Origin of the sequence: Salinimicrobium sp. WS361 (assembly GCF_050750585.1) — a bacterium.
Lineage (GTDB): Bacteria > Bacteroidota > Bacteroidia > Flavobacteriales > Flavobacteriaceae > Salinimicrobium.
This window is the reverse complement of record NZ_JBOJLM010000021.1, coordinates 1-26,813: the sequence shown is the minus strand read 5'-3', so window position 1 is coordinate 26,813 and position 26,813 is coordinate 1. Positions and strand designations below refer to the sequence as shown.

Genomic DNA, 26,813 nt, shown 5'->3' with positions numbered 1-26,813 from the left:
CACGGCCTCTTTTTTTGTGCTTTAATTCGAAATACCTGCCAATAAAGAAGTTGCTGAATTCGCTATACCTCATTGTATATAGGAGAAAAACTGATCCAAATCCTACTTTGGAAGCTGGTCAGCCAAAAGCTGGAATAAAAATTCTATATCATTAAAACTGATACGATGATTTCAAAAATATCCTGGTACAGTACATTTCTACTCAAGAGCTTTTCTTTCCTCTGGATTTTAAGAGTAGATATTTCATTCTAAACTGTATCACAAGCCTTGTGCTGTGATTTCTTTTTATGGCCTCAGAAGTCAGAACTAGAAGATTTTTTTAAAAATTCCCGGTATCTGAGATGAAAAAAGTTGAATATCCCGGTGAACCAAGATCGTTAACTCACCAATAAGCTGTATAAATAATTGAATTCTAGCGACATCGTTGTAGTAAGCCTAACTGTGTATTTCATCGATATTTTTAGTCACTTAATCTGGTTGAATCAAAAAATTTTCTTAATATTGAAGTAAGAAAAAAAGCGGTGAAAAGTTTATTTAGTTTCATATTATTTTCCCTTTTCGGGGCATTTGCATTTGGCCAGGCCAGTGCGACTGCCTCATTTACTGCTTCGGCTACGATTATTCAGCCTATTGGAATTACTACTACATCACACATGAATTTTGCAAACCTGGATGCCGGTACCGGAGGAGAAGTTATCCTTGCGCCCAATAGCACCAGGCTTACCACCGGAAATGTTTCATTAGACAGTGAAGCCAATGTCTCTGCTGCTGCTTTTGAAGTGACAGGAGAAAACGGTTTTGCTTTTTCTCTCACCCTGCCTGAAGGAGAATATGTACTGGCCAACGGTACAGAAAGTATGATCATTAAAGACTTTACAAGTAGTTTAGCTGAAAACGGAAATTTTGATGGAGGAGCTAAGATGATAACCGTGGGTGCTACCCTGGCTGTTAATCCTCATCAAACTCCGGGAGTTTACAACAGTAAGGCTCCTATGAACGTTACGGTTAACTACAATTAATCTTTTTTTTTCTCGCCTGCTAACTAATAAGGAGGAATTTTCCCAGGAATATTTTGGTTGCGTAGTTGAACGAGTTTTCTATCCAACTACCGATTATTATTTTATAGCTCTCCAATTTAGTGCATCTTTGTATTGATCTATAGTTATTGTATATAGATCACAATCCCTACTTACATAATCCCTACACATAGATTGAGCCAGTTTGGCTTGATCAACTATGCTATTGCGTCAAAAGAAAAAGAGATTATTAAGTATATCTATCCAAAAGTGAAACATTTATCCAAACAATCGATCGGGAACATTGCCAGAACAGTTTTTTATACCCTTATAATAGTAGTGACTGTAATTCTGGTCCAGGTAGTAATTGATGTGACCTATGCAAATCAACTTTAAACTGATTTGGGGTTAAAACATCAAAAAAATACTAATATATCAGATTTTGGGGGAAACACTAGTTAATTTTCTGGTTCTCAGAATAATTAAGTATTGTAAGCCGCTGTATAGGCTCTTTTACAGCATATATCCCAAATATGATTTGGATCATAATTAGTGTATTTCAACGAGTTTCTGTCACTGTCATCGATTTTTTTTGTAGGAGCTTTCTTTAGGGAGTAAGTTTGCATCGTTAAATAAATGAAACCCCAAATTAAATTTATAATACCCAAAAAAACCTACATCATGAAAAAAATTACTTTTATTTTATTCGCTCTTATCACTGGAACTACTTTTGCACAATCTAAGGCTTCAGGAACAGCTACAGTTAATGCTGAAATTGTAAGTCCTATTTCCATAACTGATGGAACTGACTTAAATTTTGGACGAATTATTGGAAATTCAGCTGGAGGTACAGTGACTGTTGCAACAGATAATGAAAGAACAGCAAGTAATGATGAGCTTTTAGCTCCTAGTACAGGTGTTCAGGCAGCTTCGTTCACAGTAAAAGCTGCAGAGGGTTACAATTATAAAATTACCATTCCTTCAATTGAATTGACTGGAGCTGGGGATGTAATGCCGGTTGAATTCACTAGTAGCTTAGGAAACACTAATGTTCAGGGAAGCGGAGCAGATCAAACATTAAATGTTGGAGGTAAAATAACTGTCAACTCTAGCCAGGCTGAAGGAGATTATACTGGAAAAGTTGAAGTTACCGTAGCTTACGAATAAGACAAACAAATATAGTTTAGAAAAACGCCGCCCTTGTGGCGGCGTTTTTTTCATTATAAAGATAAGTATCAATAATAAAGCACCTGTTTTTACAGACACAAATGAACAGAATAGTTTTAATATTATTTCTTTTACTGTTGTCTTCCCAGGCTTTTAGTCAGGCATCGGCTTCTGCGAAAGTCACGAGCAGGGCTACGGTTATTGATCCTATCCAAATCGACAAGACTGTAGATCTTGATTTTGGAAATGTAATAAGCGCCTACACCCCCGGAAGTGTCATTTTATCCCCGGATGGTTCAAGAACTGCTCAGGGCGTACAGATATCGAGCAATTTTCCCGGTACTGTAAATCCGGCAGAGGCAGTGGTTATTCATGGTAATAATAATTACGCTATTACGCTACCTGAATCTTTTATCTTATACAATAGCCAAAACCCCGATCAGCAACTCTCAATTAGCAACTTTGTGGTTCTACCTGATGAAGGCACAATTTCGGACATTATAAAAATTGGAGCAACCTTGCATCTTGAGGCCAATCAGGCATCCGGTTTCTATACCAACTCTTCCGGGTTTAATGTAACGGTTTCCTATAATTAATTTTAGGAATTCCTTAACTTTCTTGTCTTCTTTTACTTACATTTGTTGCAGGTAAAATTTTCAACAGAATTCAACCCGCATGAAGATAAAACTACACTTAACTTTACTCCTACTTTCTCTTTTTTTACTTCCTCAAAACTTTTTTGGGCAGGGAGATCTAATGATCATGCCTAAAAGGCTTGTTTTTGACGGTTCTCAAAGATCGCAGGAGATTAATCTTGCGAATACGGGAAGTGATACTGCTGTTTATGCGGTTTCTTTCGTTAACTACAACATGACTGAAAGTGGTAGTTTTGAGCAGGTGGAAACTCCTACGGAAGGTCAGCGTTTTGCTGAAGGTTTTCTCAGGTATTTTCCACGACAAATCACTTTGGCTCCCAATGAAGCCCAGACTATCAGAGTGCAGCTCACCCGCACCGGAAACCTGGAACAGGGAGAATATCGTTCTCACATGTATTTTAGAGCTGTAGAAGAACAAACTGCCCTGGGAACAGAAGAAGATGCAGAAAGCGAAGGGATTTCCATTAATATCAAAACTGTCTTTGGAATAAGTATTCCTATAATAATTCAGCAGGGAGAATCTACCACTCAACTTGATATAACCAATATTCAATTTGAAAAAGACGCTGAAACTCCACAGTTATCATTGGTGTTAAACCGCAGCGGAAATATGTCGGTTTACGGCAATATTAAAGTAGATCATGTTTCCCCAAAAGGAAAGACAACAGAGATAGGAATGGTAAAAGGCGTCTCTGTCTATACGCCCAACGCTAAAAGGAACTTTTCTTTTGAATTACGGAATGCCGGAGAGGTTGATTTGAGTCAGGGAAAACTGGAAGTTTCCTATTTTGAAGAAGATGGGAAAACGCTCGCAAAAAAGGAATATGAGTTATAAAATATCTTTGATACTTCTATAAAATACAATTTTTCTCTGCTATAATGAATACATCGGCTCCCCCTGTTCGCATTCTGTTCTTATGCCTGTTCATGCTGGGAAGTTATTTGGTGCAGGGGCAGAGTATTAGTAAGCCTATTGTAACAGGTTCACCTGTGTGTAGTGATCAATTAGAAGTGACTTTCGATGCTACAAAAGCTGTTATTTTTGGAAATTTTGATTCAAATACTAATTATCACATAGAGTTACAAAAGTCAGGAAAGATTGTTTATGATACTCTGTTTAAATCGGATAAAAGCACAAGTTTTTTTGGAGAATGGACTATTACTTTAAATGCGAAAATCACTCCTCCTGCTGCATTTCCGCCTGGATCTGGTTATACAATAGGTGTTCGATCTACAAATCCTGACGTACCTTCAGTAGCTTCTGATCCTTTCACTATTTATGCCGGGCCTATATCTCCTGCCATTGGCAGCATTTCACAACCAACATGCTCAACATCAACAGGAAGTGTTATATTGAATGGCTTACCGGTGACAGGAAGCTGGACAATAACTGAATCTCCAGGGGGGCTAACAAAGACAGGGACAGGTACCAGCACAACTTTCACAGGACTTACTTCCGGCACCCATACCTTTAATGTTATGAATGCCAATGGGTGTACCTCTTCTGCTTCGGCTAATGTGGTTATTAATCCGCCACCTACAGTACCTGCTGCACCAATTATTGAAAATATCTCACAGCCTACATGTATAATACCTACAGGGAGTGCTGTATTAAAAGGCTTACCCTCAGGAAACTGGACAATAGCAGAATCACCGGGCGGAATAACAAAGACCGGAACAGGTACAAACACAACTTTTACCGGACTTAGTGCCGGCACGCATACATTTACAGTGACCAATGAAACTGGTTGTACTTCTCCTGCTTCAGCAAATGTGACAATTGATACACCTCCTAACCCTCCTCCACCAATAGTGTCCTCTGTGATTCAGCCTACATGTTCAACAGCCACAGGTAGCGTAACCCTAAGCGGTTTGCCTTCAGGAAACTGGACGATTAATCCGGGAGGAATTACAGGATCAGGAACTACTAAAACCATTACCGGTCTTACCCCCGGAAATTATACTTACACTGTTGATGTTCCAAATACTACAACTGGTTTAAAAGCAGAATATTTTAACAATAGGTATCTCTCAGGTACTCCTTCTCTAACACGTACAGATGCTACTGTTAACTTTGACTGGGGAAGTGGAAATCCTGGTTCTCCTATCAATAGCGATAATTTTTCGGTAAGGTGGTCGGGCAAAATTCAACCTTTATACAGCGAGAATTACACATTTAAAACAAGAAGTGACGACGGCATTAGGTTATGGATAAATGGAATACGAATTATTAATAACTGGACTGACCATTCAGCCACTTTTAATGAAGGTACTATAAGTCTTACTGCTGGTGTAAAATATGACATTGTTCTGGAGTACTATGAAAATGGTGGTGGTGCAGTAGCTGAACTTTACTGGTCCACCAGTAGAAACCAGAGAGAACAAATCGTTCCACAATCTCAATTATTTTCTGAGACCGGCAAATGCACCTCCTTTTCTTCTGAACCTGTTGTAATTAACTCACAACCAGCAACTCCCTCTGCACCCGTAGTAGGCCCTGTAACCCAACCCACCTGTACAACAGCAACTGGTAGTGTAAGCTTAAGCGGTTTACCTTCAGGATCATGGACCATCAATCCGGGAGGAATTTCTGGATCGGGAACTGATAAAACAATAACCGGACTCGTACCCGGTAACTATAACTATACCGTTACAAATTCAAGTGGATGTGTGTCTTCTGCTACAGCAAATGTTGTTATTAATCCACAACCTTTAAGTATATCTAATAATAGCATTAATTATTCAGGAGAAACACGTAATATTTGTTCAGCCAGTACTGCTTCTCAAATACATGGTTCGCAACCTGCAGGAGGAAGTGGCACTTATTCCTATTTATGGGAAAGTAGTACAACAGGACCCGAAAGTGGTTTTTCCCCGGCTACCGGTACTAACAACACTTTAGATTACAATCCAGGAAATCTTACTAAAACTACCTGGTTTAGAAGAGTTGTAAATTCTGGGGTTTGTGGGGCAAGTACCTCAAATGTTGTAGAGGTGAATGTTAACCCGCGTCCCAATTTAACTCCTACCAGTGGAGACACTACCATTTGTTTAGGACAAACAGTAAACTTAAGTGGAATACTTTCAGGAACAGCGCCGTGGATGGTAAGAGGAACTATTAATGGAGCAGCTTTTTCAGTCTCTTCGTCCTCTCCTTCGCTTTCCTATCCCTTTTCTCCTACTGTAAACACTACGGTAAAAATAACCAGTATCACCGATGCCAATGGATGTACCAATAATGAGGTTCACTCCATTACCATAAGCGTGTCACAAGAAAATGTGTGGACCGGTGCCGAAGATACTAACTGGAACAACAAAGCCAACTGGAGCTGTAATACGCTACCAACTTTGAAGACAGACGTCCTTATTCCCAACGGACTCCAAAATTACCCTAAGGTAAATACCGGGCAGAATGCACTTGCCCGAAACCTTACTATTGAGTCTGGGGCTTCTGTACTTGTCAATGGTAACTGGATAAGAATGGCCGGAGACCTGGTAAATTCCGGTGATTTTAACGTAGAGAATGGCAGCGTCTCGTTTGAAGGCACTACTGCTCAGCAGATTTCTTCAGGAGCTTTTCAAAATGACAATGTTCTCAATCTAAATATTAAAAATCCCGCGGGTGTGACCTCCAATGCAAACATCAGGATCCTAAATTCTTTGAAGGTAGAGCAGGGTAATTTTAATACTGGTAACGCCTTGCTGCTGGTTTCTAACGAAGCAGGAACGGCATATATTGATGGAAGTGGTACAGGTTCTGTTTCAGGCAGTGTCACTATGCAGCGTTACCTCGCCAACGCTTTTGGCTATAAATACTTCAGCAGTCCTTTTCAAAATTCTTCTGTAGAAGATTTGGCTGCAAATTTCGAACTTCAGGATGCCACAACCGGATTTCCACATCTTTATCAATACCTGGAAAATAGACAAGACGGTTCGGGCAATGATCTTACAGGCTGGGAGAAATATCTGGATGCTACTACCGTGATCAATCCAGGATTTGGCTATGCAATTAATCCGAAGGGAAATGCAGTATCTTTGACCCTGCAACTTTCGGGAACGGTTAATAATGGAGCTGTAACTGTAGACCTTGAAAACAACGATGGGACCTACACCAATGGCTTTAATTTAGTCGGCAACCCCTACCCTTCTCCTATTGACTGGAATTTGATTGTGGGCCGTCTCAACGGCATAGACAATGCAATTCACTTTTTTACCGCTGGAAGTGACGACAGGTATACCGGCACTTACACTTCATACATAGATGGTATCTCTACAGATGGGCGTTCGTCTAGTGTCATTCCTTCAATGCAGGGCTTTTTTGTGAGGGTGAGTGATCCTGCCAATGGCGTTTATCCCGCAACAGCAAGCTTGCAGTTCAAAAATGCTTATAGAGTAGGCAATCAATCAGAACCGAACTATTACAGGGCAAAAAATAAAGCTGAAGTACCTCAAATCAAATTAATGGCTGGTTTTAAAGGAGAGGAAATGGCAGATGCCACGGTGATCTATTTTAAGAATGGCGCAACCCCAGGATTTGAAAAGGAAATGGATGCCCAAAAACTGCTGAATACTGCCGTTAATGTTCCCAGTGTTTACAGCTTAACCGCACTTCAGGAAAAACTGTCTATTAATGCAGTTTCGGGAACTTCTATTGAAACTATGGAAATTCCGTTGGGAATTTCAGCAGAAAGATCGGGTGAAATGCGCCTTTCTCTTGCTGAAACTACCAATCTTTTTCCTTCTGTTTATATTTATCTGAAAGATATCCAGAAGAATGTCCTAAAAGACCTTGATAAAGATCGCAGCTATACTTTTACCTCTCAAAAAGGAGAAATTAACGACAGGTTTATACTAATGTTTTCTTCGGAAAAATTATCGCCTGCACAAATGGAACTTGCGATGGAAGATTTTACCGTATACACCAAAAATGAGCAGGTATTGGTACACCTGAATTTGCCTAACAATGCTGAAGGAAAAGTGATTCTTAGCAGCATGGCAGGCCAGGTGCTTCAAGCCAAGAGAGGCTCGGGCAAAGATGTACTTACCTTTAGTGGCATGGCAGCCGGAATTTACCTGGTGACGCTCGAAACAGAACAAGAAAGCCAAACCAAAAAAGTAATCTTTAAAGAGTAGAAAATGACGGGAAAAAGCTTCTTCTTATTCATTAGCTTCAGCCTGCTAATTATCCCCTTTCACAAAGCAGTTGCCCAGGAGCATCCGCCTATTCCCGTGAGTGTAGAGGTGAGAAATGCCCAGGGACTTAACTTTGGGGCTTTTATTGTGGGAGATGCCGGTGGCAACGTCATCCTCACTCCAAACGGCGATCGTTCGGCCGATACCGATGTGTATTTACTTAACCTGGGAAACAGCCCTCATTATGCCATTTTTGACGTCTATGCCAATCCGGGAACACTTCTGCAAATTCAGCCTGTAAGTGAAATATTACTTTCGGGACCCGCAGGCAGCAACGTCACCTTAAATATTGATCCTTTTTTTGATATTAGCACAGGCCAAACTTTTGTTACCACCAGTAATCCTCATGAAGTTATTGTAGGCGGAAAATTGAATATCCCCAGTGGGGAGGCCGGCCCGGCAGGAAATTACAACGGTACTTTTACCCTAACCTTCATTCACGAATAGCAAGCCAACCACAATGCTTTCTCCTTTTCGTCTTTCTCTTTCTGAAGTTCTGAAGTTGTGGCTAACCCTCATGTTATTCCTGGGCCTTGGCACTGCATTCGCCCAAGAAGATTATCCCGATTACGACGAACTTTCGGTAGAAATGAACATTCCCAGGTTGGGCACCTATGAAATTCCTATCGCGATAAAAGGGGAAGATGCATTTTTGCCGGTTACCACGCTGTTTGATATTCTAAACATAAAGCACGAAATCGATGGAAATATTCTAAGCGGATTCATCATTCACCCCGATTCTACCTATACTATTAACTGGGAGCAGCCACAAATCACATATAAAGGAGAAAGCTTCAGCCTCTCCAAAAATGACGTTTTGATCACTCCTTCCGTAAGGTATCTTAAATCAGCTTTCTTCGGAAGCATTTTTGGCCTCGATACCCAATTCTCCTTCCGAAGCCTTTCTCTAAAACTTGAAACTGATAAGGAGCTCCCGGTGATGAAGGAAATGCGCCTTCAAAAGATGAGGGAAAATCTTGACCGGGTAAAGGGCGTGGTAGTTCCAGATACACTTATACCTGCCCGCTATCCCTTCTTTAAACCCGGTACTTTAGACTGGGGAGTGGTGACTACTCAGCAAACCAACTTCGAGAATGACAATCGCCTTACGTTGGGGCTGGGTACCATGTTTCTTGGTGGGGAAACCAATCTTATGCTCAATTATTCCAGCAGGCTGCCGTTTTCCTCACGTAACCAGTTTTACCAGTGGCGCTATGTAAATACCGATAACAAGTACCTGTCCCAGGTCACCGCCGGGAGGATCTTTAGCCGGGCCACTTCTTCCCTTTTTGCACCGGTTTCGGGGGTGCAATTCACTAATAGTCCGCTCCAAAACCGCAGGTCCTTTGGTACTTATTTCCTCAGCGATTATACTGAACCGCGATGGACGGTTGAACTTTATGTTAACAATGTGCTCGTATCATTTACAGAGGCAGATGCTTCGGGGTTTTACAGTTTTGAAGTGCCGCTCATGTATGGTAATACCGCTGTGAATCTACGGTTTTATGGCCCATGGGGAGAAGAAAGGACCGAAGACCGGGTGATTAACATCCCTTACAATTTTGTGCCTAAAAATGAGCTGGAATACACCCTTAGCGCCGGGGTTGTAGAAAGTGACGACTGGAACCGCTTTAGCCGCCTTAATCTCAATTATGGTTTAAACAATGCCATAACCATTGGCGGCGGGGTAGAATATCTTTCGGAAGTAGAAAGTGGCGAAGTAATGCCATTTGTCAACTCTTCAGCAAGAATTGCTTCAGGCCTGCTGTTCTCTGGTGAATATATGTATGGCGTTAAAGGAGAGGCTTTATTGAGCTATCAGTCTCCGCGCAACTTCCAGGTAGATTTGAATTATATTAATTACGACGAAGATCAAACCGCAGTAAATTTCAATTACCTGGAAGAAAGAAAACTCAGCTTCTCTACGCCTATTCGCACAAAACATTTTTCTTTGTTTAGCCGTTTTAGTGTGAACCAGATCATAATGCCCACCACCGAGTTCACCACTGCACAGCTCCTGTTATCGGGAGCGGTTTTTGGCGTGAGTACCAACTTTACATCTTATGGTCTGTATAACGACAGGATGAAAGAGCCAACCATCTACAGCTCTTTATCACAAACCTATCGCATACCCTATAAGTTCCTGTTGTCTCCTCAACTTCAGTATGACTTTAGCAGGGACAGGTTCAATAACCTGATTGTCGAACTGGAACGACCTATGTTCAAACAAGGCTTTCTTAACCTTGCATACGAAAACAATTTTTTGAGAGATGCCCATATCTTTGAAGTAGGTTTGCGCTATGCATTTAATTTTGCTCAGACTTCGGCCACCTCACGCATAGGGAACAGAAATTCTTCTTTCGTACAATCGGCCAGGGGTAGCCTCATGCTCGATGACAATACCGGCTATATCGCGGCCAGCAACCGTACCGCAATGTCTCGTGCAGCAGTCAGCATCATTCCCTTCCTGGACTTCAACCAAAACGGGATAAAAGATCCTATGGAACCGGGAGTTGCAGGGCTTGGACTTAAAAACCGCAGTGGCAGGGTGAGTTATAACGACGATGAAACGGTATTGCGAATTACCGAGCTGCAGCCTTATATCGACCTTATGATTGAACTAGATCCTCTTAGTCTCGACAATATCGCCTGGAAGATCCCAAATCCCAAGATCCTGGTGAAGACGCAGCCCAACCACTTCAAAGAGATCTATGTGCCGGTACAGGTCATGGGTGAAGTTGGTGGTATGGTCTACTTCAAAAACGGCAATTCCCTTCGCGGACAGGGCCGTATCCTTATAAACATCATCGATTCAAACGGAAATAAAGCTGCGGAATTATTAAGTGAGGGTGACGGATATTTCAGCTACCTGGGGCTTGCTCCCGGAAAATATACTGCTGAAATTGATGCACAACAGCTCGAAACCCTCAACTATAAAGCGGCTCCCGACAAAATTGACTTTGAAATCGAAATTGATGAATACGGCGATATTGAAGATACGCTGGAATTCATCCTCTCTCCTGCCGAATAATTAATTCTTACAGAAAGCTGGAAATCTTAGGGTGTCAAAAATGGCATTTTAGGAAGGTAATTTTCACCAAAGTTTTGGATAAGCCTTTCAGAAGAGAAATTAGTTTACGAGTAAGTGATGTTGATGATCTCAAGTTCCTGCATCGCACCACCCATTTGCACCTGCGCCTTCTCGCCCACTTTTTTTCCGGTCAGTGCCCGTGCAAGAGGTGCCAAAAATGCTATTTTTCGCTGCTTAATATCTGCCTCATCTACTCCCACAACAGTAAAAACCTGCTCTTTTCCATGTAGCGGGCCAGTTAGCGGCTTAAAAGTGACCGTAGCACCAAATCTCACCTCATTTTCAGGTTGATCCTGTGGTTCCAGGATTCTTGCAGAAGCAAGCCGCTCGTTTAGCAGGTTTAATTTTCCGTCAATCACTGCTTTGGCGTGGCGTCGCTCTTTATCGCTGCTAATATTAAGTCCTTTTCTCTCATTTTCGAGGGATTCCCGCTCTTGCAGGAGCTGTTTGTGGCCCTGTGGCGTCACGTAATTGGTCACTCCCGCAGGCAAAGATGCTCTTGGGGGTATAAACGGTGCTTCTTCCTGGTCTTCTTCTTTTACAAATCCGCGGCTCATTGTTCTGTTTTTCTTAAAGGTCACAAATTAACGGCACAATTCAAAAAGTCTATTAAAACCTGTTAATTTTGGAGCATGTCACAAAAACACCTTTTAGTCATTGGCTACGTTTGGCCCGAACCAAAATCCTCGGCTGCGGGCGCCAGAATGATGCAGTTGCTGGAATTTTTTCTTGCTGAAGGTTATGCTGTAACCTTTGCTACCACGGCTGCAAAAACCGATTTTATGGCCGATCTTTCTTCCTTCGGAATTGCTTCGGAAAAAATTGAGCTCAACAACAAGAGCTTCGACGCATTTGTTTCAAAAATATCTCCTGAAATTGTCATTTTTGACAGGTTTATGATGGAAGAACAATTTGGCTGGAGGGTGGCTGAAGTATGTCCTGAAGCCATAAGGATCCTCGATACCGAAGATCTGCACTTTTTGCGCAAGGCGAGGCAGGAAGCCACAAAAACCGGAAAAGACCTCTCTCCTTCAGCATTATTTACTGATGTGGCAAAAAGGGAAATTGCCAGTATCTATAGATGTGATCTAAGCCTTATCATTTCAGAAGCAGAGATGGATCTACTTCAACATACTTTTGGAGTGCCACAGCAGCTATTGCTGTATTTGCCATTTATGCTGAAACAGATTTCCGAAGAAAAGAAAGCGGATCTTCATCATTTTCAGGAGCGGCAGGACTTTGTGAGCATCGGGAATTTTCTTCACGAACCCAACCGGGATGCTGTAGTTCGTTTAAAAACTGAAATATGGCCACTGATCAGAAATAAATTAAAGGAAGCAAAACTCCACATTTTTGGGGCCTATATTCCGCAGCAAATCCTGGAATTCCATAACGAGAAAGAAGGTTTTATTGTACATGGGCGGGCAACTTCAGCAAAGACAGAAATTGAGAAAGCACGGGTTCTCCTGGCGCCTATCAGGTTTGGGGCGGGTATAAAAGGGAAATTTACAGATGCTATGCAGGTGGGAACGCCCACGGTCACAACCTCTGTTGGAGCAGAAAGCATGGCCGGAGATCTTCCCTGGAATGGCTTTATAAGCGATGATCCTTCAGAATTTGCCAATGCGGCTGTAAATCTTCATGAAAACGAGATGATTTGGCAAGAAGCACAGGAAAAAGGGTTCAGGATCTTAAATGAAAAATTTTCAGAAGAAGAACATCGCAGCAGGTTTAAAGAAAGGCTTCAGGAGCTAAACGGCAGACTTCAGCAGCATAGAAATTCGAATTTCACCGGACTCATGTTACAGCATCATTCTTTGAATAGCACAAAATATCTTTCAAAATATATAGAGGCCAAAAATAGGAATCGCCCGTAAACGGGCGACTCCTTCCAAACAAATAAACTAACAACTCGAATTGAGCGACTAGGTTACTTTTAATGTCTTTTCTTCAAAAAGTTTCTGGTGTAAAAGCTGCAACGCCTTGACTTTGTTCTGAGTATCTACAAGCAGCGAAATGTTGTTGCTGCTACCGCCGTAGGAGATCATCCTCACGGGAAGATCATTAAGGATTTCAAACAGCCTGAAGGTCTCATGGTCATTGATCACACCTTCTCCCACAACACAAATAATGCTGTGATTTGAATCTACGGTGATCTCGCCGTATTCGTCGAGTTCAGAAAGGATCTTTTCCAGGTTTATGGGATTATCTATGGTAAGGGAAATTGCGATTTCTGAAGTCGTGATCATGTCTATAGACGTCTCATGCTTGTCAAAGACATCAAAGATCTTTCTAAGAAAACCATGAGCCATAAGCATACGATTAGACTTGATCTTGATGGCTGTGATACCGTCTTTTGCCGAAATAGCTTTAAGTCCTAAAGTGTGATATTTATCTGAAATACAGGTTCCTGGTGCTTCGGGGGTAAAGGTATTCTTCAGGTAAATGGGAATGCCTTTTTCCTTTACCGGAGAAACCGTTTGTGGATGAAGGATCTTTGCGCCAAAATAGGCCAGCTCGGCAGCTTCTTCAAAAGTAAGGTTCGTGAGTGCCGAAGTTTCGGACACGTAACGCGGATCATTATTGTGAAATCCGTCAATATCGGTCCAGATCTGTACTTCGGTAGCATTTACAGCAGCTCCAATTATGGTCGCCGTATAATCACTTCCTCCCCGGTTTAGGGTACTTATGTTCCTGTTGCGATCAATTCTAACGAAACCCTGGGTTACATAAATTTCATTGGTAACTTCCCTTTGCAGGCTCTGCCTTATAAGTTTTTGAACAGTGGCAATCTCTGGATTCTCCACATTTGAGATATGCATGAAGTTCTTGGCATCCAGGAGGGTATTAAACACGCTCTCTTCTTCAAGGTAATGCGAGAAAATAAGGCTCAAAAATGTTTCCCCAAATGTGACGATAACAGCATCTGAAAAAGGGTTTTGCTGAAGCGCCTCTTCGAGTTGTTCATACAACTCGAGGAATTGATTTTCGGCCATGCGTTTTGCTTCATGAGAAACGATAAGCTCTTCAATAAGCTGCAGGTGCTTCAGTTTAAGTTCCAGCAGGATGGCTTCAGCCTGTTCAGGCTTACCGTTCTTCCTGGTTTCACATAATTCTACCAGCATATTGGTGACCCCAGACATGGCTGAGACCACAATAATCTTCCGGCCTTTTTGACCCTGAATAATATTTTTTACATTGCGAATGCTTTCCGCAGAGCCGACAGAAGTCCCTCCAAATTTTAAAACTTTCATATCTTAACTTCAGACTGCATAATTACTAGATGGAAAAGCCAGATTAAAAAAAATGACTTCTTTTTCATACCTTTGTACAAATTGTATATTATTTAACAATGAAAACCATAAGTACCTGTGTCCATGACATCATAAAGCATCAGCCTTTTTTGGATGATGCCCTTGCCCGTAACATCATTAATTTCAGTTCTCTGGCTGCCGATTTGCAGCCACAGGTAGAAAAAGAAATGAGAAAACCGGTGAAGCAAGGTTCTATAATTATGGCACTACGGCGGTACCACCCCAAAAGGAGCAAGTTTACTACCAAAAATTTCAGGGAGCTGGGCGACATGATTGTGCGTTCGGGGATCACGGAATACACCTACCTGAACTCTCAAAACATTATTGCCCGAAAAGCTGAGTTGCTACACGCTATTAAAGATCAAACCGGGATATTTTTGAACTACTCAAGTAACTTTCAGGAAAGTAATTTCTTGGTGTCTACGAGCCTGCAGCCCGTGATTGAGAAGATCTTTAAAGAAGAACAGCTGGTGAGTATCTCTGAAGAACTCTCTTCTATCACCATTGCCCTGCCCGAAAAGAACACGAAGACCGTAGGACTTTATTTTTACATTTTTAAGCTTCTGGCTTATGAAGGAATTCCTGTCTATGAAATTATTTCTACATCTAACTATTTCACTATTTTCCTTGAGAAGGAATATGTAAATCAGGCATTTTTGCTGATGAACGAGATAAAAACCTCCTGATCATTTCATGTTGTAGATCCACACTTCATTCTGATGGTTCATTGGGAGATACATTTTTTTGTCATTTTCGAGATATAAAATATCTCCCGAGCTTTTTTCTGAAGTAAACTCTTTCGTGAGATTTCCTTGCATATCTATACTATAGATGTTGCCCGTTGCCCAATCTGAGATATAATATTTCCCGGTAGCTGCGGACTGTATTCCATCCATATTACCAATTCCGTTTCCAGTTATTTTACTGATCTCTTTCGTGCCACGATCTACTTTCAAAATATTACCATTCTGGTTTTCACCCCAGGCAGCAACCAGGATATTATCTGGTGTTACAAATAGTCCGTTAGGTCTCTCCAGGTCGGGACTGTTAAGCCACTGCTCTACCTCCCCGGCTTGATTCATCTTATATATGCTGTTCCCGGCAAGATCTGAAAAGAAGATATTTCCATCTTCATCTATTGCAAGATCATTCAGCGATTTTGCGCCTTCCACAGGGATCCGTCTTATGATCTCTCCTGTATGCAGATCCATTTCAACAATGGTGGTTACGTCGGTTACATAGAGTCGGTCGCCGTAAATAAGAAGTCCTTTAGGGTCATTTAGTCCTGTGATCCAATTGTGCTCCTGTTCTTGCCATTTCCTGGAGATCCTTGAAATAAATCCGTCACCTTCTGCTTTGTCGGCCATGTTCGAAACATAAAAATACGCCGTTCCTTCATCAAAGATTATTGATTCGGGATGGCTAAATCCTGTTAGTTTAATTTCGGGAGTTTTGTTCTGTTCCTGTGCTGTCGCGGTGATTCCGAAAAGAAGGATCAATAATAAGAAATGTCTCATCTTTTTCTTTTCAAGATAGTGATTTTTGTTTTTATACATTTAAACTATAGGTCACTAAAAATTTCTTAAACATGCCGTTGCAAAGTAAGTTTCCTACTACTTTTAATTAAAATATGAATTGCTATGAGAAAGATCATTAGAGCCCTGTTGGCCGGATGGGGAGCAAAAAAGCTGGGAGGAAAGACCGGATGTGGATGTTTTGGAACTATAATAGTGTTTATTATCTTATGGTGGCTCCTTTCAAACCTTGGGATCTAAGCCCTTTTTTTTCTACTGAAAAAAGTAACCAAACCCAATGGTGAACATGATAAGCCCATATAAATAATGTTCCAGACTCACGTTAAGCAGGCTTCGTGTTTGGTAGTAATTGTAGATAAAGATCCAGCCGGCTAAAAAAGTAGCGATGGGCGCTACCCAGTTGGCGTAGATAAAATGTGCCAGGCCAAATACAATGGCATTACTAAGCATTAAAAGGTATTTTTCGGGTACTACTTCATGGTACCTGTGAAAAAAATACACCCGATAAATGATCTCCTGCGGAAAAACTGATGCCAGGGGATATAAAAAGAAGGTGATCACATAGCTCTGGAAATTCTCTACAGGATATACTAAAAATAAATCTGGAAAGATCCAGAAAGTAAACCACACCAGAAGTATGGTGATAATGATCATCCTGCCAAAACTCTTACCTAAATACTTCCTGTTAAATGTAGTAAGTACCTTCCTGTCAAAAGTGGGATCTTTGAGTAGTAGAAATAGGAAAAGTAGCGCGATGAGCACCAGGGGAATGATCTTGTACCAACCGTCGAGAAAGGCGGTAGCCAGGAAGGGGAAAAAGACGTAAAAAACAATAAATTCTGCCACCATGTAGGGCGTAGAATTGTATATGATCTTTGGGCTCATTTAGAGATGGGATGAAAGAGAGAAAAACTGAGGTGAAATTTATAATCCTAATCAATCAGAAATTAATCACCCGGTTTCGAGATTTTCCTCTTCTTCAGCTTTATTTCTACGCATCTTTTTTTGACGTAAAAGGTCTATAATATTGAAAAGAATAACACAAAATGCCACCCATATAAGTCCGGCAACAAAACCTCCAATAACATCAGAAGGGAAATGAACTCCAAGATAGATTCTGCTTAGACCAATAAGGAGGACAAGGGAGATGAATAATACGGCCAGGAATACCCGAAGTATCCTGCTCATTTTAATTTGAAAAACCAGGTACGTAAGGAAACCGTAAAAGGCCATTGCACTCATGGCATGGCCGCTAGGATAGCTAAGAGTCTCTACTACTACCATGTGCTCTATAGTGGGGCGGGCACGGTCAAAAGCTTCCTTTAAAGCAATATTGGCCAGGGCTGATAATATAAGCACCCCTAAAAGCTGAAATATGAATTTCTTGTTCCGGAGTTTAAAAAAGAAGAAAATAGCGGCAATGGTAGTGGCGACTATATAAGCATATACATCACCAAGGTCGGTCACGAATTGAAAAAATTGATTTAAAGCGGGAGTCCTAAAGGAGGTCACATAATCTGTAACCCGGCTGTCAAAGTGATCTATAGTTTCACCCTGCACTTCTTCGGTCAGTTCAACAAAGAGGTTTGTACCAAGAACGAAGACAAGAAAGGCAATAAAAATTAAGAGGTAAAATGGAAAATCCGGATTACTCCTGGTAACACGTTTTTTAAAAAATTCAACAAATTCATTGATGTACTTTTTTGTTACCTGTACCATTAGAGTTGTTTTTATCCTCCCGGCTCATCTTTGGCGGGAAAAGCGATTTCTACTTTTCTTCTACCCCACTTAAGGGCCTTTTCTTTATTGGCTCCCATATAGATGTCGATTTTATTTCTCCATCTTGGGTGCATTTTATCGTTCACTATAAATACTCCGTCAAAACCTTCGATTTTTACCGGAGTCTGATAATCGAGCCCTTTTTTCATAAGATCTCGTGACACGGCGATAGATTGCACTTCAGGGTTCAAAGTATCGCCCCAGGCAGTGATCAAAGGATTGCCTTCTCCCTGGTGCTTTGACGAATTATAGGCAGAGGCTGTCACTGTAATTTTCTGCCAGTCATCAAAATTGAGCTTTTCATCTTCAGTTTCCTCACAGCTTCCCAGCGCAACCATCATCGTTACAGGCAGCAACAGAAACTTTAAAATAAGCTTTACAGAGAACATAGTTACCAACATAATAAAAAATAAGGCATTAAACAATTCAAGGCTTCAGTCTTAACCCTCTTTTAAGAGAGATTTTAAAATTAAGTATCTAAACTCATTTTTTTGCTGATTATTTTCAGCTGCTGCACATTTTTTTCAGAAGAAAAGGACTAAAAGGGTCTTTCTTTGGTCGTCCATCTTATTAATGGTATCTTTGTTTTTTTGAAATGAGTTATTCCTCAGCACTGTAAAGGTCCTTCCTTTTTATTTTCTGTTTAATTTCCATTTCCCGAATATTTAATTGAAAAAATAAACATTTATTATGAGTCAGGTTAAAGCAAATGACACTGTAAGAGTACACTACACCGGAAAACTTACCGATGGCCAGGTTTTCGACAGTTCTTTGGAAAGAGAACCAATCGAATTTACCATGGGACAGGGACAGTTAATTCCCGGGTTTGAGAATGGTTTGCTCGACATGAAAGTGAGTGAAAAGAAAACAATTGAAATTCCTTCTGAAGAAGCTTATGGTGCTCCAAGAGAGGAATTGATTCAGGAAGTTGACAAAAGCCAGTTACCTGACGAAATTAAGCCGGAACCCGGAATGGGACTTGTTTCTAAAAGCCCTGATGGCCGTGAAATGAATCTTGTGGTGAAAGAAGTAAAAGAGAATTCTATTGTTGTAGATGGAAACCATCCACTGGCAGGGAAAGATCTTATCTTTGATCTTGAAGTAGTAGAGATCAAATAATCACCTTTCTATTAGAAATAAAAAAAGCCTGCATATTGCGGGCTTTTTTGTTTTTACCAAGTCTTTCTTCCAGACTCTTTCTCGATTGTTTAAAAATTAATCGTGGTGCATAAATTTTTGCTTTGCCATAAGGTGCTCCTGTGATTCTTCATTAGCAGGATCGGGTACACAACAATCTACCGGGCACACAGCCGCACATTGGGGTTCATCGTGAAAACCAACACACTCGGTACATTTATCGGGTACTATATAATATATCTCATCGCTAAGCGGTTCATTTGCTTCATTGGCGTTTGCTGCCTTACCACTGGGTAAAACAACGTCTCCGTTAAGATCTGTTCCGTCTGCATATCTCCAGTCATCTGCACCCTCATAAATAGCCGTGTTTGGGCATTCAGGTTCACAAGCGCCACAGTTAATGCATTCGTCGGTTATAATAATTGCCATAGCTTATTTTTGTTCTAAATTTGCACAAATTTAAAGCCAAATCCGTTCTTAAACAAATAAGGAGATGACAATCGAGCAACGTAGAGAAAAGTTGGAAAGCCTGGGACGTTTTTTAAACCAGTTTAAAAGACAGGGAATTGAGAAGGATGCAAATGTGCCAAATAATGATCCTTATTTTGAACTGCTGAAGGAAAAGATAGAAGGAGCCGTGCATCACAACGGCTGGTTCACCCTTGAAAATGTGCTTTTTAGCTTAGAGCAATGGAGCGAGGCACTCACTTCAAATAACCTTCAAAAATGGCTCTCCCGTTATGATTTTTCTAAGGTGGAGCCAAAAACTGTGGGAATAATTATGGCCGGGAACATCCCACTCGTGGGATTTCATGATTTTATTTCGGTGCTGGTGAGCGGCCACAAGGTGCTGGTGAAACAATCTTCTAACGATAAGTTGCTTTTGCCCATAATAGCCGATTATCTCAAAACAATTGCTCCTGAATGGCAGGAAAAGATTGAACTTCTCCCCGATTCTGCTGATGGGGCGTCAAAAATGACAAATTTCGATGCAATTATTGCCACAGGAAGTAATAATACCGCACGTTATTTTGAATATTATTTCGCCGGAAAGCCTTCCATCATCAGGAAGAACCGCAATTCGGTAGCTGTGCTTACCGGGAATGAAACTTCCGAAGAACTTTCGGCCCTGGCTGAAGATATTTTCAGGTATTACGGTTTGGGCTGCAGAAACGTTTCCAAATTATATGTTCCAAAAAACTATGACTTTAATGCCTTTTTTGAGGCTGTATACAGCTGGAACCCTATTATAAATCAGGCGAAATATGCCAACAACTATGATTATAACAAGGCAGTATATTTAATGAGCCAGTTCAAGTTACTGGAGAACGGGTTTCTTATTCTTAAAGAAGACGAGTCCCTGAACTCCCCTATCGCCACACTGTTCTATGAAACTTATGAAGACTTTGAAGCTGTAAGAAAAGAACTTGATAGTCGCAAAGAAGAAATACAATGTGTAGTTGGAAGAGAAGTTGTTGAAAATGAAGTAAGTTTTGGCAATACCCAGCATCCACAACTTTGGGATTATGCAGATAATGTTGACACCCTCCACTTTTTAACCGAAGAAGTCTAAAAAGCCCGATCTTCGGCTGTAAGTTGTCCTAAATTATCATTTCAATAACAGGAAATTGCTTTTGATTTTCTCATATTTGTAACTGTTAAAACACAAGTATGAAAAAACATAATTATAGTGCCGGACCCTGCATTCTTCCACAGGAAGTTTTTGAGGAGGCATCACAGGCAATATTAAATTTTAATAACTCAGGCTTATCCATTCTCGAGATCTCACATCGAAGTAAAGACTTCGTTGATGTAATGGAAGAAGCTCGCAACCTGGCCTTAGAATTGCTGGGGCTGGAAGGCAAAGGATACAAAGCCCTTTTTCTCCAGGGCGGTGCAAGTCTGCAGTTTCTTATGACTCCATATAACCTGCTGAAAACAAAAGCAGCTTATCTCAATACGGGTACCTGGAGTACAAAAGCCATTAAAGAAGCTAAATTCTTTGGAGAGGTTGCCGAAGTGGCATCATCGGCCGACAGAGATTTTAAATATATCCCAAAGGGTTATTTTATACCTTCAGATGTAGATTATTTTCACTGCACCAGCAACAACACGATCTACGGTACGCAGATAAAGGAATTTCCGAATACTCCGAAGCCTATTGTGTGTGACATGAGCAGTGATATTTTCTCACGGCAAATGGACTTTTCTAAATTTGACCTCATTTATGCAGGGGCACAAAAAAATATGGGGCCTGCAGGTACTACCCTTGTGGTGATAAAAGAAGATATTCTTGGTAAGGTAGACAGGTCAGTCCCTTCTATGATGGATTATCGCGTACACCTCAATAAAGCCAGTATGTTCAATACTCCTGCAGTTTATGCGGTGTATGTTTCTATGCTCACCTTAAGATGGCTTAAGAACAATGGAGGTATTGCCGGAGTTGAAGAACAAAATGAAAAGAAAGCAAACCTTCTCTATTCAGAGATCGATATAAATCCCCTTTTTGAAGGGTATGCAGAGAAGGCAGACCGTTCAAATATGAACGCTACTTTTAACCTGGTAAACGACGACCTTAAGGAAACTTTTGACACTATGTGGAAAGAGGCAGGAATTAATGGTCTTAACGGGCATCGCAGTGTTGGAGGTTACCGCGCCTCAATGTACAATGCTCTTCCGCTTGAGAGTGTACAGGTGCTGGTAGACGTGATGAGCGAACTGGAAAGAAAAGCTTAAAAATAAATCTTTTAAATGAAAATTTTAGCAAACGACGGTATTGCTTCGGGGGGTAAAAAACAACTCGAAGAAGCCGGATTTGAAGTTATAACAACCAAAGTAGCCCAGGAGCAACTGGCTAATTTCCTTAATGAAAAAGAAATCTCGGGTCTCATAGTTCGCAGTGCCACCAAGGTGCGCAAGGAGCTCATCAATGCCTGCCCTAATTTGAAGATCATTGGCCGTGCAGGCGTGGGAATGGATAACATTGATGTTGAATACGCCCGCAGCAAGGGAGTGCATGTGTTTAATACCCCTGCAGCTTCTTCGGCTTCTGTAGCCGAGTTGGTGTTTGCTCACCTTTACGGCGGAGTGCGATTTTTATACGACTCCAACCGGAATATGCCGCTCGAAGGAGATTCCCGTTTTAAGGAACTCAAGAAAAGCTATGCCGGTGGTCGCGAATTACGCGGAAAGACCCTTGGAATCATTGGTTTTGGACGAATAGGCAGAGAGGTTGCAAAGATCGCTCTGGGTATTGGGATGAAGGTCATCGCCAGCGATAGTACCGAAGGGGAAGCAGAGATCACCCTGGAATTTTATAACCATCAGGAAATAAAAATTCCTATCAAGACCGAGCCAGTAGACCAGCTTATAAAGGATTCAGACTTTATAACACTTCATGTACCGGCCCAAAAGGAGCCTGTTCTTGGAAGAGAAGAGTTTGAACAAATGAAAGATGGTGTCGGAATTATAAATGCATCCAGGGGTGGCGTAGTAGATGAAGTGGCACTTATAGAAGCATTAGAAAGCGGAAAATTGGCTTTTGCTGGCCTCGATACTTTTGAGCAGGAGCCGAGCCCGGCAATTAAAGTACTTATGAATGGTAACGTTTCTCTTAGCCCTCATATTGGTGCGGCTACAAAAGAAGCCCAGGAAAGAATTGGCTATGAACTGGCCGATGAGATCATAAAGATGCTCAAATAACTGATTATTAAGTATAAATATCTAAAATGCTTCTGTTAAAGGAAGCATTTTTTTTTGGTTAAAACTCAGCTTCCGTTTAGAAGCGCATCTTATTTTTCGTAAATTAAAAAGAAAAAGATGGCTTCAATATTAGATTTTTTAGACACTGAAAAAGGAAAGGAATTTATTCAGAAATCCAGTGAAGAAGTAAATGAATCACCAGATAAGGTGAAATCGGCTCTTGGTATGGCACTACCAATGATCATGGGTGCCTTAAAAAAGAATACAAGTTCTTCGGAAGGTGCAGAAAACCTGAATAAAGAATTGAATAAAGACAAACATGACGGCTCTGTACTCGATAAGATTGGCAGTGGCGGACTTTCAGGTTTGTTGGGAGAAGGATCGGGGATTCTGGGTCATGTACTTGGCGGCAGCCAGTCTAAAATAGCTTCGGCTGTAGGTTCAGCAATAGGAATGGATTCGGCTAAAGTGAATAAACTTCTGCAAATGGCTGCACCTGTGATCATGGGTATCCTGGGGAAACAAAAGAGGAAAGACAATATTGAAAGCAGTAGCGGCGTGGCCAGTCTTGTGGGTTCTGTACTGGGAACTAACTCCTCACATGATCAATCTATGCTCGAGACTTTTATGGATTCCGATAAAGGCGGAAAAATTGCTAAAGACGTTGCTGGCAAGATCTTTGGTAGTAAAGATAAGTCCAAAGGATTGGGCGATTTCTTTAAAGGATAAGACATGAAAAACCTCCTGTACATACTTTTTGCCGGACTTGTTATTTATAGCTGCTCTTCTACGAAGAACAGGAACTTTGGCGCTGAAGAAGCCGGGGTTCAAAACGATACAGTGCGAATAGCCAATGATAGTCTCGAATATGAGATCATTATAATTGATCCGGGCTATTCCTATTTTCTAAATTCTGTGGCACGGCCCGAAGGTTACCACTCCCTTAGCTATCTCGAAAACAAGAACCAATTTCTGGTTACCGATTATAACAGTAGGGTTCGCAGCCCTCAGCTTTACAATCCGAATATTTACGAGATGGAAATCAATTATGACCCCGATATTAATTACGGCTACGAGGTGAATTACAAGCTGTATAATTACTTTGTTTACCTCTCCCAAAAATACAATCAGCGGTTTTCTGTGCCTACAAGATTGTGAGCCAGATATGTATAAACCTCACCCGGGGCCGTACTTATTAATATTCTTTTTTATATTTGCCGCATGAACAAATTGAAGCAACGTTGGGGGATTTCTTCCAACTGGCAAATTTTAATTATTTTCATCGTTTTCGGTCTTACGGGTTCCTCATCCCTGTTCGTAGCGCGACCGGTTTTGGAGTTCATAGGGCTCAATCGCATGAGCTTTCCAGCAGATCTTATAGGTGCAATTAGTTATTACGCCTTACGCATTCTCATGATATTTCCGGTTTACCAGGTTTTACTGGTACTGTATGGCTGGCTTTTTGGACAATTCAGATTTTTCTGGCAATTTGAAAAAAATATGCTTTCCCGAATGGGCTTAGGCAGAATTCTGAAGTAACATGAAGCTGTGGCAAAAAATATCACTGGTCCTGTTTACCGGGTTGATCCTCTTCCCTTCGGCAGTAGATCTAGCGCATATTTTTGCGGGCCACCAGCATTATACCTGTAATCATTACGCCGAATCTCATATACATCAGGATACTGTAGATTGTGATATATTTCACTTTCAGCAAAATCCTTTCTCCTTCCCTCCTGCTGTCGCGTGGTCATTGTATGAACCCCAAGTAAAAAACCTTCACTTAAAGAAGGAGTATCTCTATTTAAGTACGTTTCAAAAACTTCATTTCTCGTTAAGAGCACCCCCGGCCCTTGCGTAAAATTTACTGAAGCATTTTTTGAATTAACAACGTATTTAAAATACCCATGAAAAATATCATTTTTGGGCTGCTGTTATTAGCAGTCACTACCGGCTATAGTCAATATTCAGCCAAAGGCATTGTCATAGATGCAAATACAGAGCAACCTGTAATAGGAGCTGCCATTCAGCTTCAAAAGCCAGAACGAAGTACCATTACCAGCCTTTCCGGAGAATTCACATTAAATAATTTGACAGCGGGCAACTATTCTCTAGTTATTTCTTCCCTGGGATATGGTACCCAAACCTACCAATTTGAACTTCCGGGTGCCGGGGAGCTTAAAATCAAGCTTTTTCCTACTGCAATAGAGATGGAAGAAATCATTGTCTCTACTCCTTTTCATCAACTGCAAAGCGAGAATGTCATGAAAGTAGAGCGGATAACGCGTGAAAGTCTGGAACGTTCGGGAACCAGCAGTCTTACCGAAGGCATAAGCGAGATTGCAGGCGTTGAAACCATTACTACAGGTACTTCTATAGGGAAGCCCGTTATTCGCGGTTTAAGCTCTAATCGGGTGCTGGTCTATGCGCAGGGAGTACGCCTGGAGAACCAACAGTTTGGAGATGAACATGGCCTGGGCTTGAGCAGTTCGGGTATTGAAAGCGTAGAAGTAATAAAAGGCCCTGCTTCCCTTCTCTACGGAAGCGATGCCCTGGGCGGCGTTTTGTATTTGAATCCTGAACGTTTTGCCCCACAGGGGGAAACCGAATTTGATGCTGAAACCGCTTATTATTCTAATACCGAAGGTTTTGAAGCTAACGCAGGTGTGAAAACATCGGCTGAAAAATTCAAATTCCTGCTTCGTGGAAATCTTGCCACGCACAGCGACTATGAAACAGGAGACGGCAGAAGAGTCACCAATACCCGCTTTACGGAATACGATCTTAAAGGTGGTGTAGGATACCGGGATGAAAATTATAAAGGAGATCTTCGCTATAACATCAACAGCAGCACTGCGGGAATTCCTGAAGAAATAGGAATTCAAAGCACTTCAAAAAGTAAAATGCTGCCTTACCAGAAGATAGATAACTATATTTTAAGCCTTGACAACTCTTTTTATTTTGACGAGTCAAGCCTGGATGTGAAGATAGGTTACCTCTTTAACAACAGAAAAGAGTTTGAAGATGCTCACCATGAAGAGCACGGGCATGAAGAAGATCATGAACATGAGGAACATGAGGAACATGAGGAACATGAAGAGCATGAAGAGCATGAAGGACATGCAGAAGGAGAACCAGCCCTCGAAATGCACCTTGAAACCCTTAATTATGATGTAAAATATCATTTCCCGGCCCATGGAAAATTTGAGACCATTGTAGGGGTGCAGGGGATGTTCCAGTCAAACAAGAACATGGCTGAGGAGATCCTGATCCCCGATGCCCGCACCACAGATGCCGGCGTACTCGCTACCACACATTACCACCTTGAAAAATTAGATTTTCAGGCAGGCTTGCGGTACGACTTCAGAAAAATTTCTTCTGAAGCTTATGAAAATCATGATACCGAAACTGAAGTACCGGCTTTAGAAAGGGAATTCAACAGTTATAATGGTGCTTTGGGAGTAAAGATGGATATCACTTCTAATTTTACCTCCAGGCTTAACCTTGCCACCGGATTCAGAGCTCCAAACCTGGCCGAGCTCACCTCTTATGGGAGTCATCACGGCACCAACAGGTTCGAGATTGGAAATTCAGATTTGGAGAACGAACAGAACTATCAGATAGATCTTGCGCTCGAATTCAGGAATCAGCACTTTGAAGTTTCGGCTAACGGGTTCTACAATGCTATCAATAATTACATTTTCTTAAACCCCACAGGAGAATTTATTGATGAAAATCCTGTTTTTGAGTACCTGCAGCACGATGCAAAACTTTATGGTGGAGAAGTAGGATTGCATATTCATCCACACCCTCTCGACTGGCTGCACCTTGAAAGTAATTACGAGCTTGTCATTGGAGAACAGGATAACGGGGATTATCTTCCTCTTATTCCGGCGCAATCTATTCAAAATACAATTTGGGCAGAACTTACTGATGGAGAAACATTTAAAGATGCTTATGTAAGCCTTAGCTTAAAGTCAGTCTTTGATCAGAGCAGAACCGGACTTTTCGAGACTGAAACTGCTGGTTATTCTCTTTTAAATGCGGGAATAGGGACTTCTATAGCCTTAAATTCTGTAGAGCTGCAGGTGAAACTGGCAGGAACAAACCTTCTGGACAAAACCTACATCTCTCATCTTTCGAGATTAAAACCTGATGGTATACCCAACATGGGAAGAAATATATCTTTGGGAGTAGGATTTCAATTTTAAAATCCAGCAAAAAAA

Annotated in this window: 26 protein-coding genes; 19 read left to right on the top strand and 7 right to left on the bottom strand. The window is 41.3% G+C overall.

All coding sequences use genetic code 11. The annotated features are described in order from the left end of the window. Positions 1–521 precede the first annotated feature (521 nt). The 7 genes from ACQ93I_RS15615 to ACQ93I_RS15585 all read left to right on the top strand — a co-directional run bounded on the left by ACQ93I_RS15615 (position 522) and on the right by ACQ93I_RS15585 (position 11,063). Positions 522–1,019: a DUF4402 domain-containing protein gene (locus ACQ93I_RS15615; protein WP_431699331.1), complete on the top strand. Its 498-nt coding sequence runs from the start codon at positions 522–524 to the stop codon at positions 1,017–1,019. Positions 1,020–1,697: 678 nt separating this feature from the next. Next, positions 1,698–2,183 carry a DUF4402 domain-containing protein gene (locus tag ACQ93I_RS15610; protein WP_431699330.1) on the top strand — a complete coding sequence of 162 codons (486 nt, stop codon included), beginning with the start codon at positions 1,698–1,700 and terminating at the stop codon, positions 2,181–2,183. A 101-nt stretch (positions 2,184–2,284) separates the two neighbouring features. Further along, complete coding sequence (locus ACQ93I_RS15605; protein ID WP_431699329.1) at positions 2,285–2,779, top strand: DUF4402 domain-containing protein; 495 nt, start codon at positions 2,285–2,287, stop codon at positions 2,777–2,779. A gap of 79 nt (positions 2,780–2,858) precedes the next feature. Then, positions 2,859–3,674 carry a molecular chaperone gene (locus ACQ93I_RS15600; RefSeq protein ID WP_431699328.1) on the top strand — a complete coding sequence of 272 codons (816 nt, stop codon included), beginning with the start codon at positions 2,859–2,861 and terminating at the stop codon, positions 3,672–3,674. 44 nt (positions 3,675–3,718) lie between these two features. Continuing rightward, positions 3,719–7,972: a PA14 domain-containing protein gene (locus ACQ93I_RS15595; protein ID WP_431699327.1), complete on the top strand. Its 4,254-nt coding sequence runs from the start codon at positions 3,719–3,721 to the stop codon at positions 7,970–7,972. A 3-nt stretch (positions 7,973–7,975) separates the two neighbouring features. Further along, entirely contained in the window at positions 7,976–8,479 is a 504-nt protein-coding gene (locus tag ACQ93I_RS15590) for a DUF4402 domain-containing protein (protein WP_431699326.1), read from the top strand. Positions 8,480–8,492: 13 nt separating this feature from the next. Further along, positions 8,493–11,063 carry a hypothetical protein gene (locus ACQ93I_RS15585; protein ID WP_431699325.1) on the top strand — a complete coding sequence of 857 codons (2,571 nt, stop codon included), beginning with the start codon at positions 8,493–8,495 and terminating at the stop codon, positions 11,061–11,063. A gap of 104 nt (positions 11,064–11,167) precedes the next feature. Here the strand turns inward: ACQ93I_RS15585 and ACQ93I_RS15580 are convergent, their stop codons facing one another. Next, positions 11,168–11,680 carry a GreA/GreB family elongation factor gene (locus ACQ93I_RS15580; protein WP_431699324.1) on the bottom strand — a complete coding sequence of 171 codons (513 nt, stop codon included), beginning with the start codon at positions 11,678–11,680 and terminating at the stop codon, positions 11,168–11,170. 75 nt (positions 11,681–11,755) lie between these two features. Between ACQ93I_RS15580 and ACQ93I_RS15575 the strand changes: the two genes are divergently transcribed. Next, positions 11,756–13,000, top strand: coding sequence for a glycosyltransferase (locus ACQ93I_RS15575; protein WP_431699323.1), 1,245 nt, complete (start codon positions 11,756–11,758; stop codon positions 12,998–13,000). Between the two features lie 48 nt (positions 13,001–13,048). Here ACQ93I_RS15575 and ACQ93I_RS15570 read toward each other — a convergent pair whose 3' ends face one another. Next, positions 13,049–14,377 (bottom strand): aspartate kinase, encoded by a 1,329-nt coding sequence (locus ACQ93I_RS15570; protein WP_431699321.1) that lies wholly within the window; start codon positions 14,375–14,377, stop codon positions 13,049–13,051. A 98-nt stretch (positions 14,378–14,475) separates the two neighbouring features. Here ACQ93I_RS15570 and ACQ93I_RS15565 point away from each other — a divergent pair, with 98 nt between their 5' ends. Continuing rightward, positions 14,476–15,123 (top strand): hypothetical protein, encoded by a 648-nt coding sequence (locus tag ACQ93I_RS15565; RefSeq protein WP_266068221.1) that lies wholly within the window; start codon positions 14,476–14,478, stop codon positions 15,121–15,123. On the opposite strand, the gene ACQ93I_RS15560 is transcribed toward ACQ93I_RS15565, so the two are convergent. After that, the gene (locus ACQ93I_RS15560) at positions 15,124–15,954 is read right to left on the bottom strand and encodes an SMP-30/gluconolactonase/LRE family protein (protein ID WP_431699320.1); all 831 of its coding nucleotides are present in this window, start codon (positions 15,952–15,954) and stop codon (positions 15,124–15,126) included. Between the two features lie 123 nt (positions 15,955–16,077). Here ACQ93I_RS15560 and ACQ93I_RS15555 point away from each other — a divergent pair, with 123 nt between their 5' ends. Then, positions 16,078–16,212 (top strand): hypothetical protein, encoded by a 135-nt coding sequence (locus ACQ93I_RS15555; protein ID WP_255702456.1) that lies wholly within the window; start codon positions 16,078–16,080, stop codon positions 16,210–16,212. Positions 16,213–16,224: 12 nt separating this feature from the next. Here the strand turns inward: ACQ93I_RS15555 and ACQ93I_RS15550 are convergent, their stop codons facing one another. From ACQ93I_RS15550 to ACQ93I_RS15540, 3 genes are all read right to left on the bottom strand, one after another. Then, positions 16,225–16,857: a CPBP family intramembrane glutamic endopeptidase gene (locus ACQ93I_RS15550; protein WP_431699319.1), complete on the bottom strand. Its 633-nt coding sequence runs from the start codon at positions 16,855–16,857 to the stop codon at positions 16,225–16,227. Between the two features lie 66 nt (positions 16,858–16,923). Then, positions 16,924–17,691, bottom strand: a complete 768-nt coding sequence (locus tag ACQ93I_RS15545; protein WP_431699318.1) for a phosphatase PAP2 family protein — start codon at positions 17,689–17,691, stop codon at positions 16,924–16,926. 11 nt (positions 17,692–17,702) lie between these two features. Then, complete coding sequence (locus ACQ93I_RS15540; protein WP_431699317.1) at positions 17,703–18,152, bottom strand: 3D domain-containing protein; 450 nt, start codon at positions 18,150–18,152, stop codon at positions 17,703–17,705. A 289-nt stretch (positions 18,153–18,441) separates the two neighbouring features. On the opposite strand from ACQ93I_RS15540, the gene ACQ93I_RS15535 reads away from it, so the two are divergent. Further along, positions 18,442–18,870, top strand: coding sequence for an FKBP-type peptidyl-prolyl cis-trans isomerase (locus ACQ93I_RS15535; RefSeq protein ID WP_266068216.1), 429 nt, complete (start codon positions 18,442–18,444; stop codon positions 18,868–18,870). A gap of 96 nt (positions 18,871–18,966) precedes the next feature. Here the strand turns inward: ACQ93I_RS15535 and ACQ93I_RS15530 are convergent, their stop codons facing one another. Beyond that, positions 18,967–19,317 carry a 4Fe-4S dicluster domain-containing protein gene (locus ACQ93I_RS15530; protein ID WP_266068215.1) on the bottom strand — a complete coding sequence of 117 codons (351 nt, stop codon included), beginning with the start codon at positions 19,315–19,317 and terminating at the stop codon, positions 18,967–18,969. 64 nt (positions 19,318–19,381) lie between these two features. Here ACQ93I_RS15530 and ACQ93I_RS15525 point away from each other — a divergent pair, with 64 nt between their 5' ends. The 8 genes from ACQ93I_RS15525 (at position 19,382) to ACQ93I_RS15490 (ending at position 26,798) form a co-directional block, all read left to right on the top strand. Beyond that, positions 19,382–20,461 carry an acyl-CoA reductase gene (locus ACQ93I_RS15525; protein WP_431699316.1) on the top strand — a complete coding sequence of 360 codons (1,080 nt, stop codon included), beginning with the start codon at positions 19,382–19,384 and terminating at the stop codon, positions 20,459–20,461. 98 nt (positions 20,462–20,559) lie between these two features. Beyond that, positions 20,560–21,624, top strand: coding sequence for a 3-phosphoserine/phosphohydroxythreonine transaminase (gene serC / locus ACQ93I_RS15520; protein WP_431699315.1), 1,065 nt, complete (start codon positions 20,560–20,562; stop codon positions 21,622–21,624). A gap of 15 nt (positions 21,625–21,639) precedes the next feature. Continuing rightward, the gene (locus tag ACQ93I_RS15515; RefSeq protein ID WP_431699314.1) at positions 21,640–22,590 is read left to right on the top strand and encodes a D-2-hydroxyacid dehydrogenase; all 951 of its coding nucleotides are present in this window, start codon (positions 21,640–21,642) and stop codon (positions 22,588–22,590) included. 117 nt (positions 22,591–22,707) lie between these two features. After that, positions 22,708–23,319, top strand: coding sequence for a DUF937 domain-containing protein (locus ACQ93I_RS15510; RefSeq protein WP_431699313.1), 612 nt, complete (start codon positions 22,708–22,710; stop codon positions 23,317–23,319). Positions 23,320–23,322: 3 nt separating this feature from the next. Further along, on the top strand, positions 23,323–23,748 hold the full coding sequence (locus tag ACQ93I_RS15505; protein ID WP_266068210.1) for a DUF6146 family protein: 426 nt from the start codon (positions 23,323–23,325) through the stop codon (positions 23,746–23,748). A 63-nt stretch (positions 23,749–23,811) separates the two neighbouring features. Beyond that, on the top strand, positions 23,812–24,129 hold the full coding sequence (locus tag ACQ93I_RS15500; protein WP_431699311.1) for a DUF6787 family protein: 318 nt from the start codon (positions 23,812–23,814) through the stop codon (positions 24,127–24,129). A 1-nt stretch (position 24,130) separates the two neighbouring features. Continuing rightward, positions 24,131–24,448: a hypothetical protein gene (locus ACQ93I_RS15495; RefSeq protein WP_431699310.1), complete on the top strand. Its 318-nt coding sequence runs from the start codon at positions 24,131–24,133 to the stop codon at positions 24,446–24,448. A gap of 46 nt (positions 24,449–24,494) precedes the next feature. Further along, on the top strand, positions 24,495–26,798 hold the full coding sequence (locus ACQ93I_RS15490; protein ID WP_431699309.1) for a TonB-dependent receptor: 2,304 nt from the start codon (positions 24,495–24,497) through the stop codon (positions 26,796–26,798). Positions 26,799–26,813 lie beyond the last annotated feature (15 nt).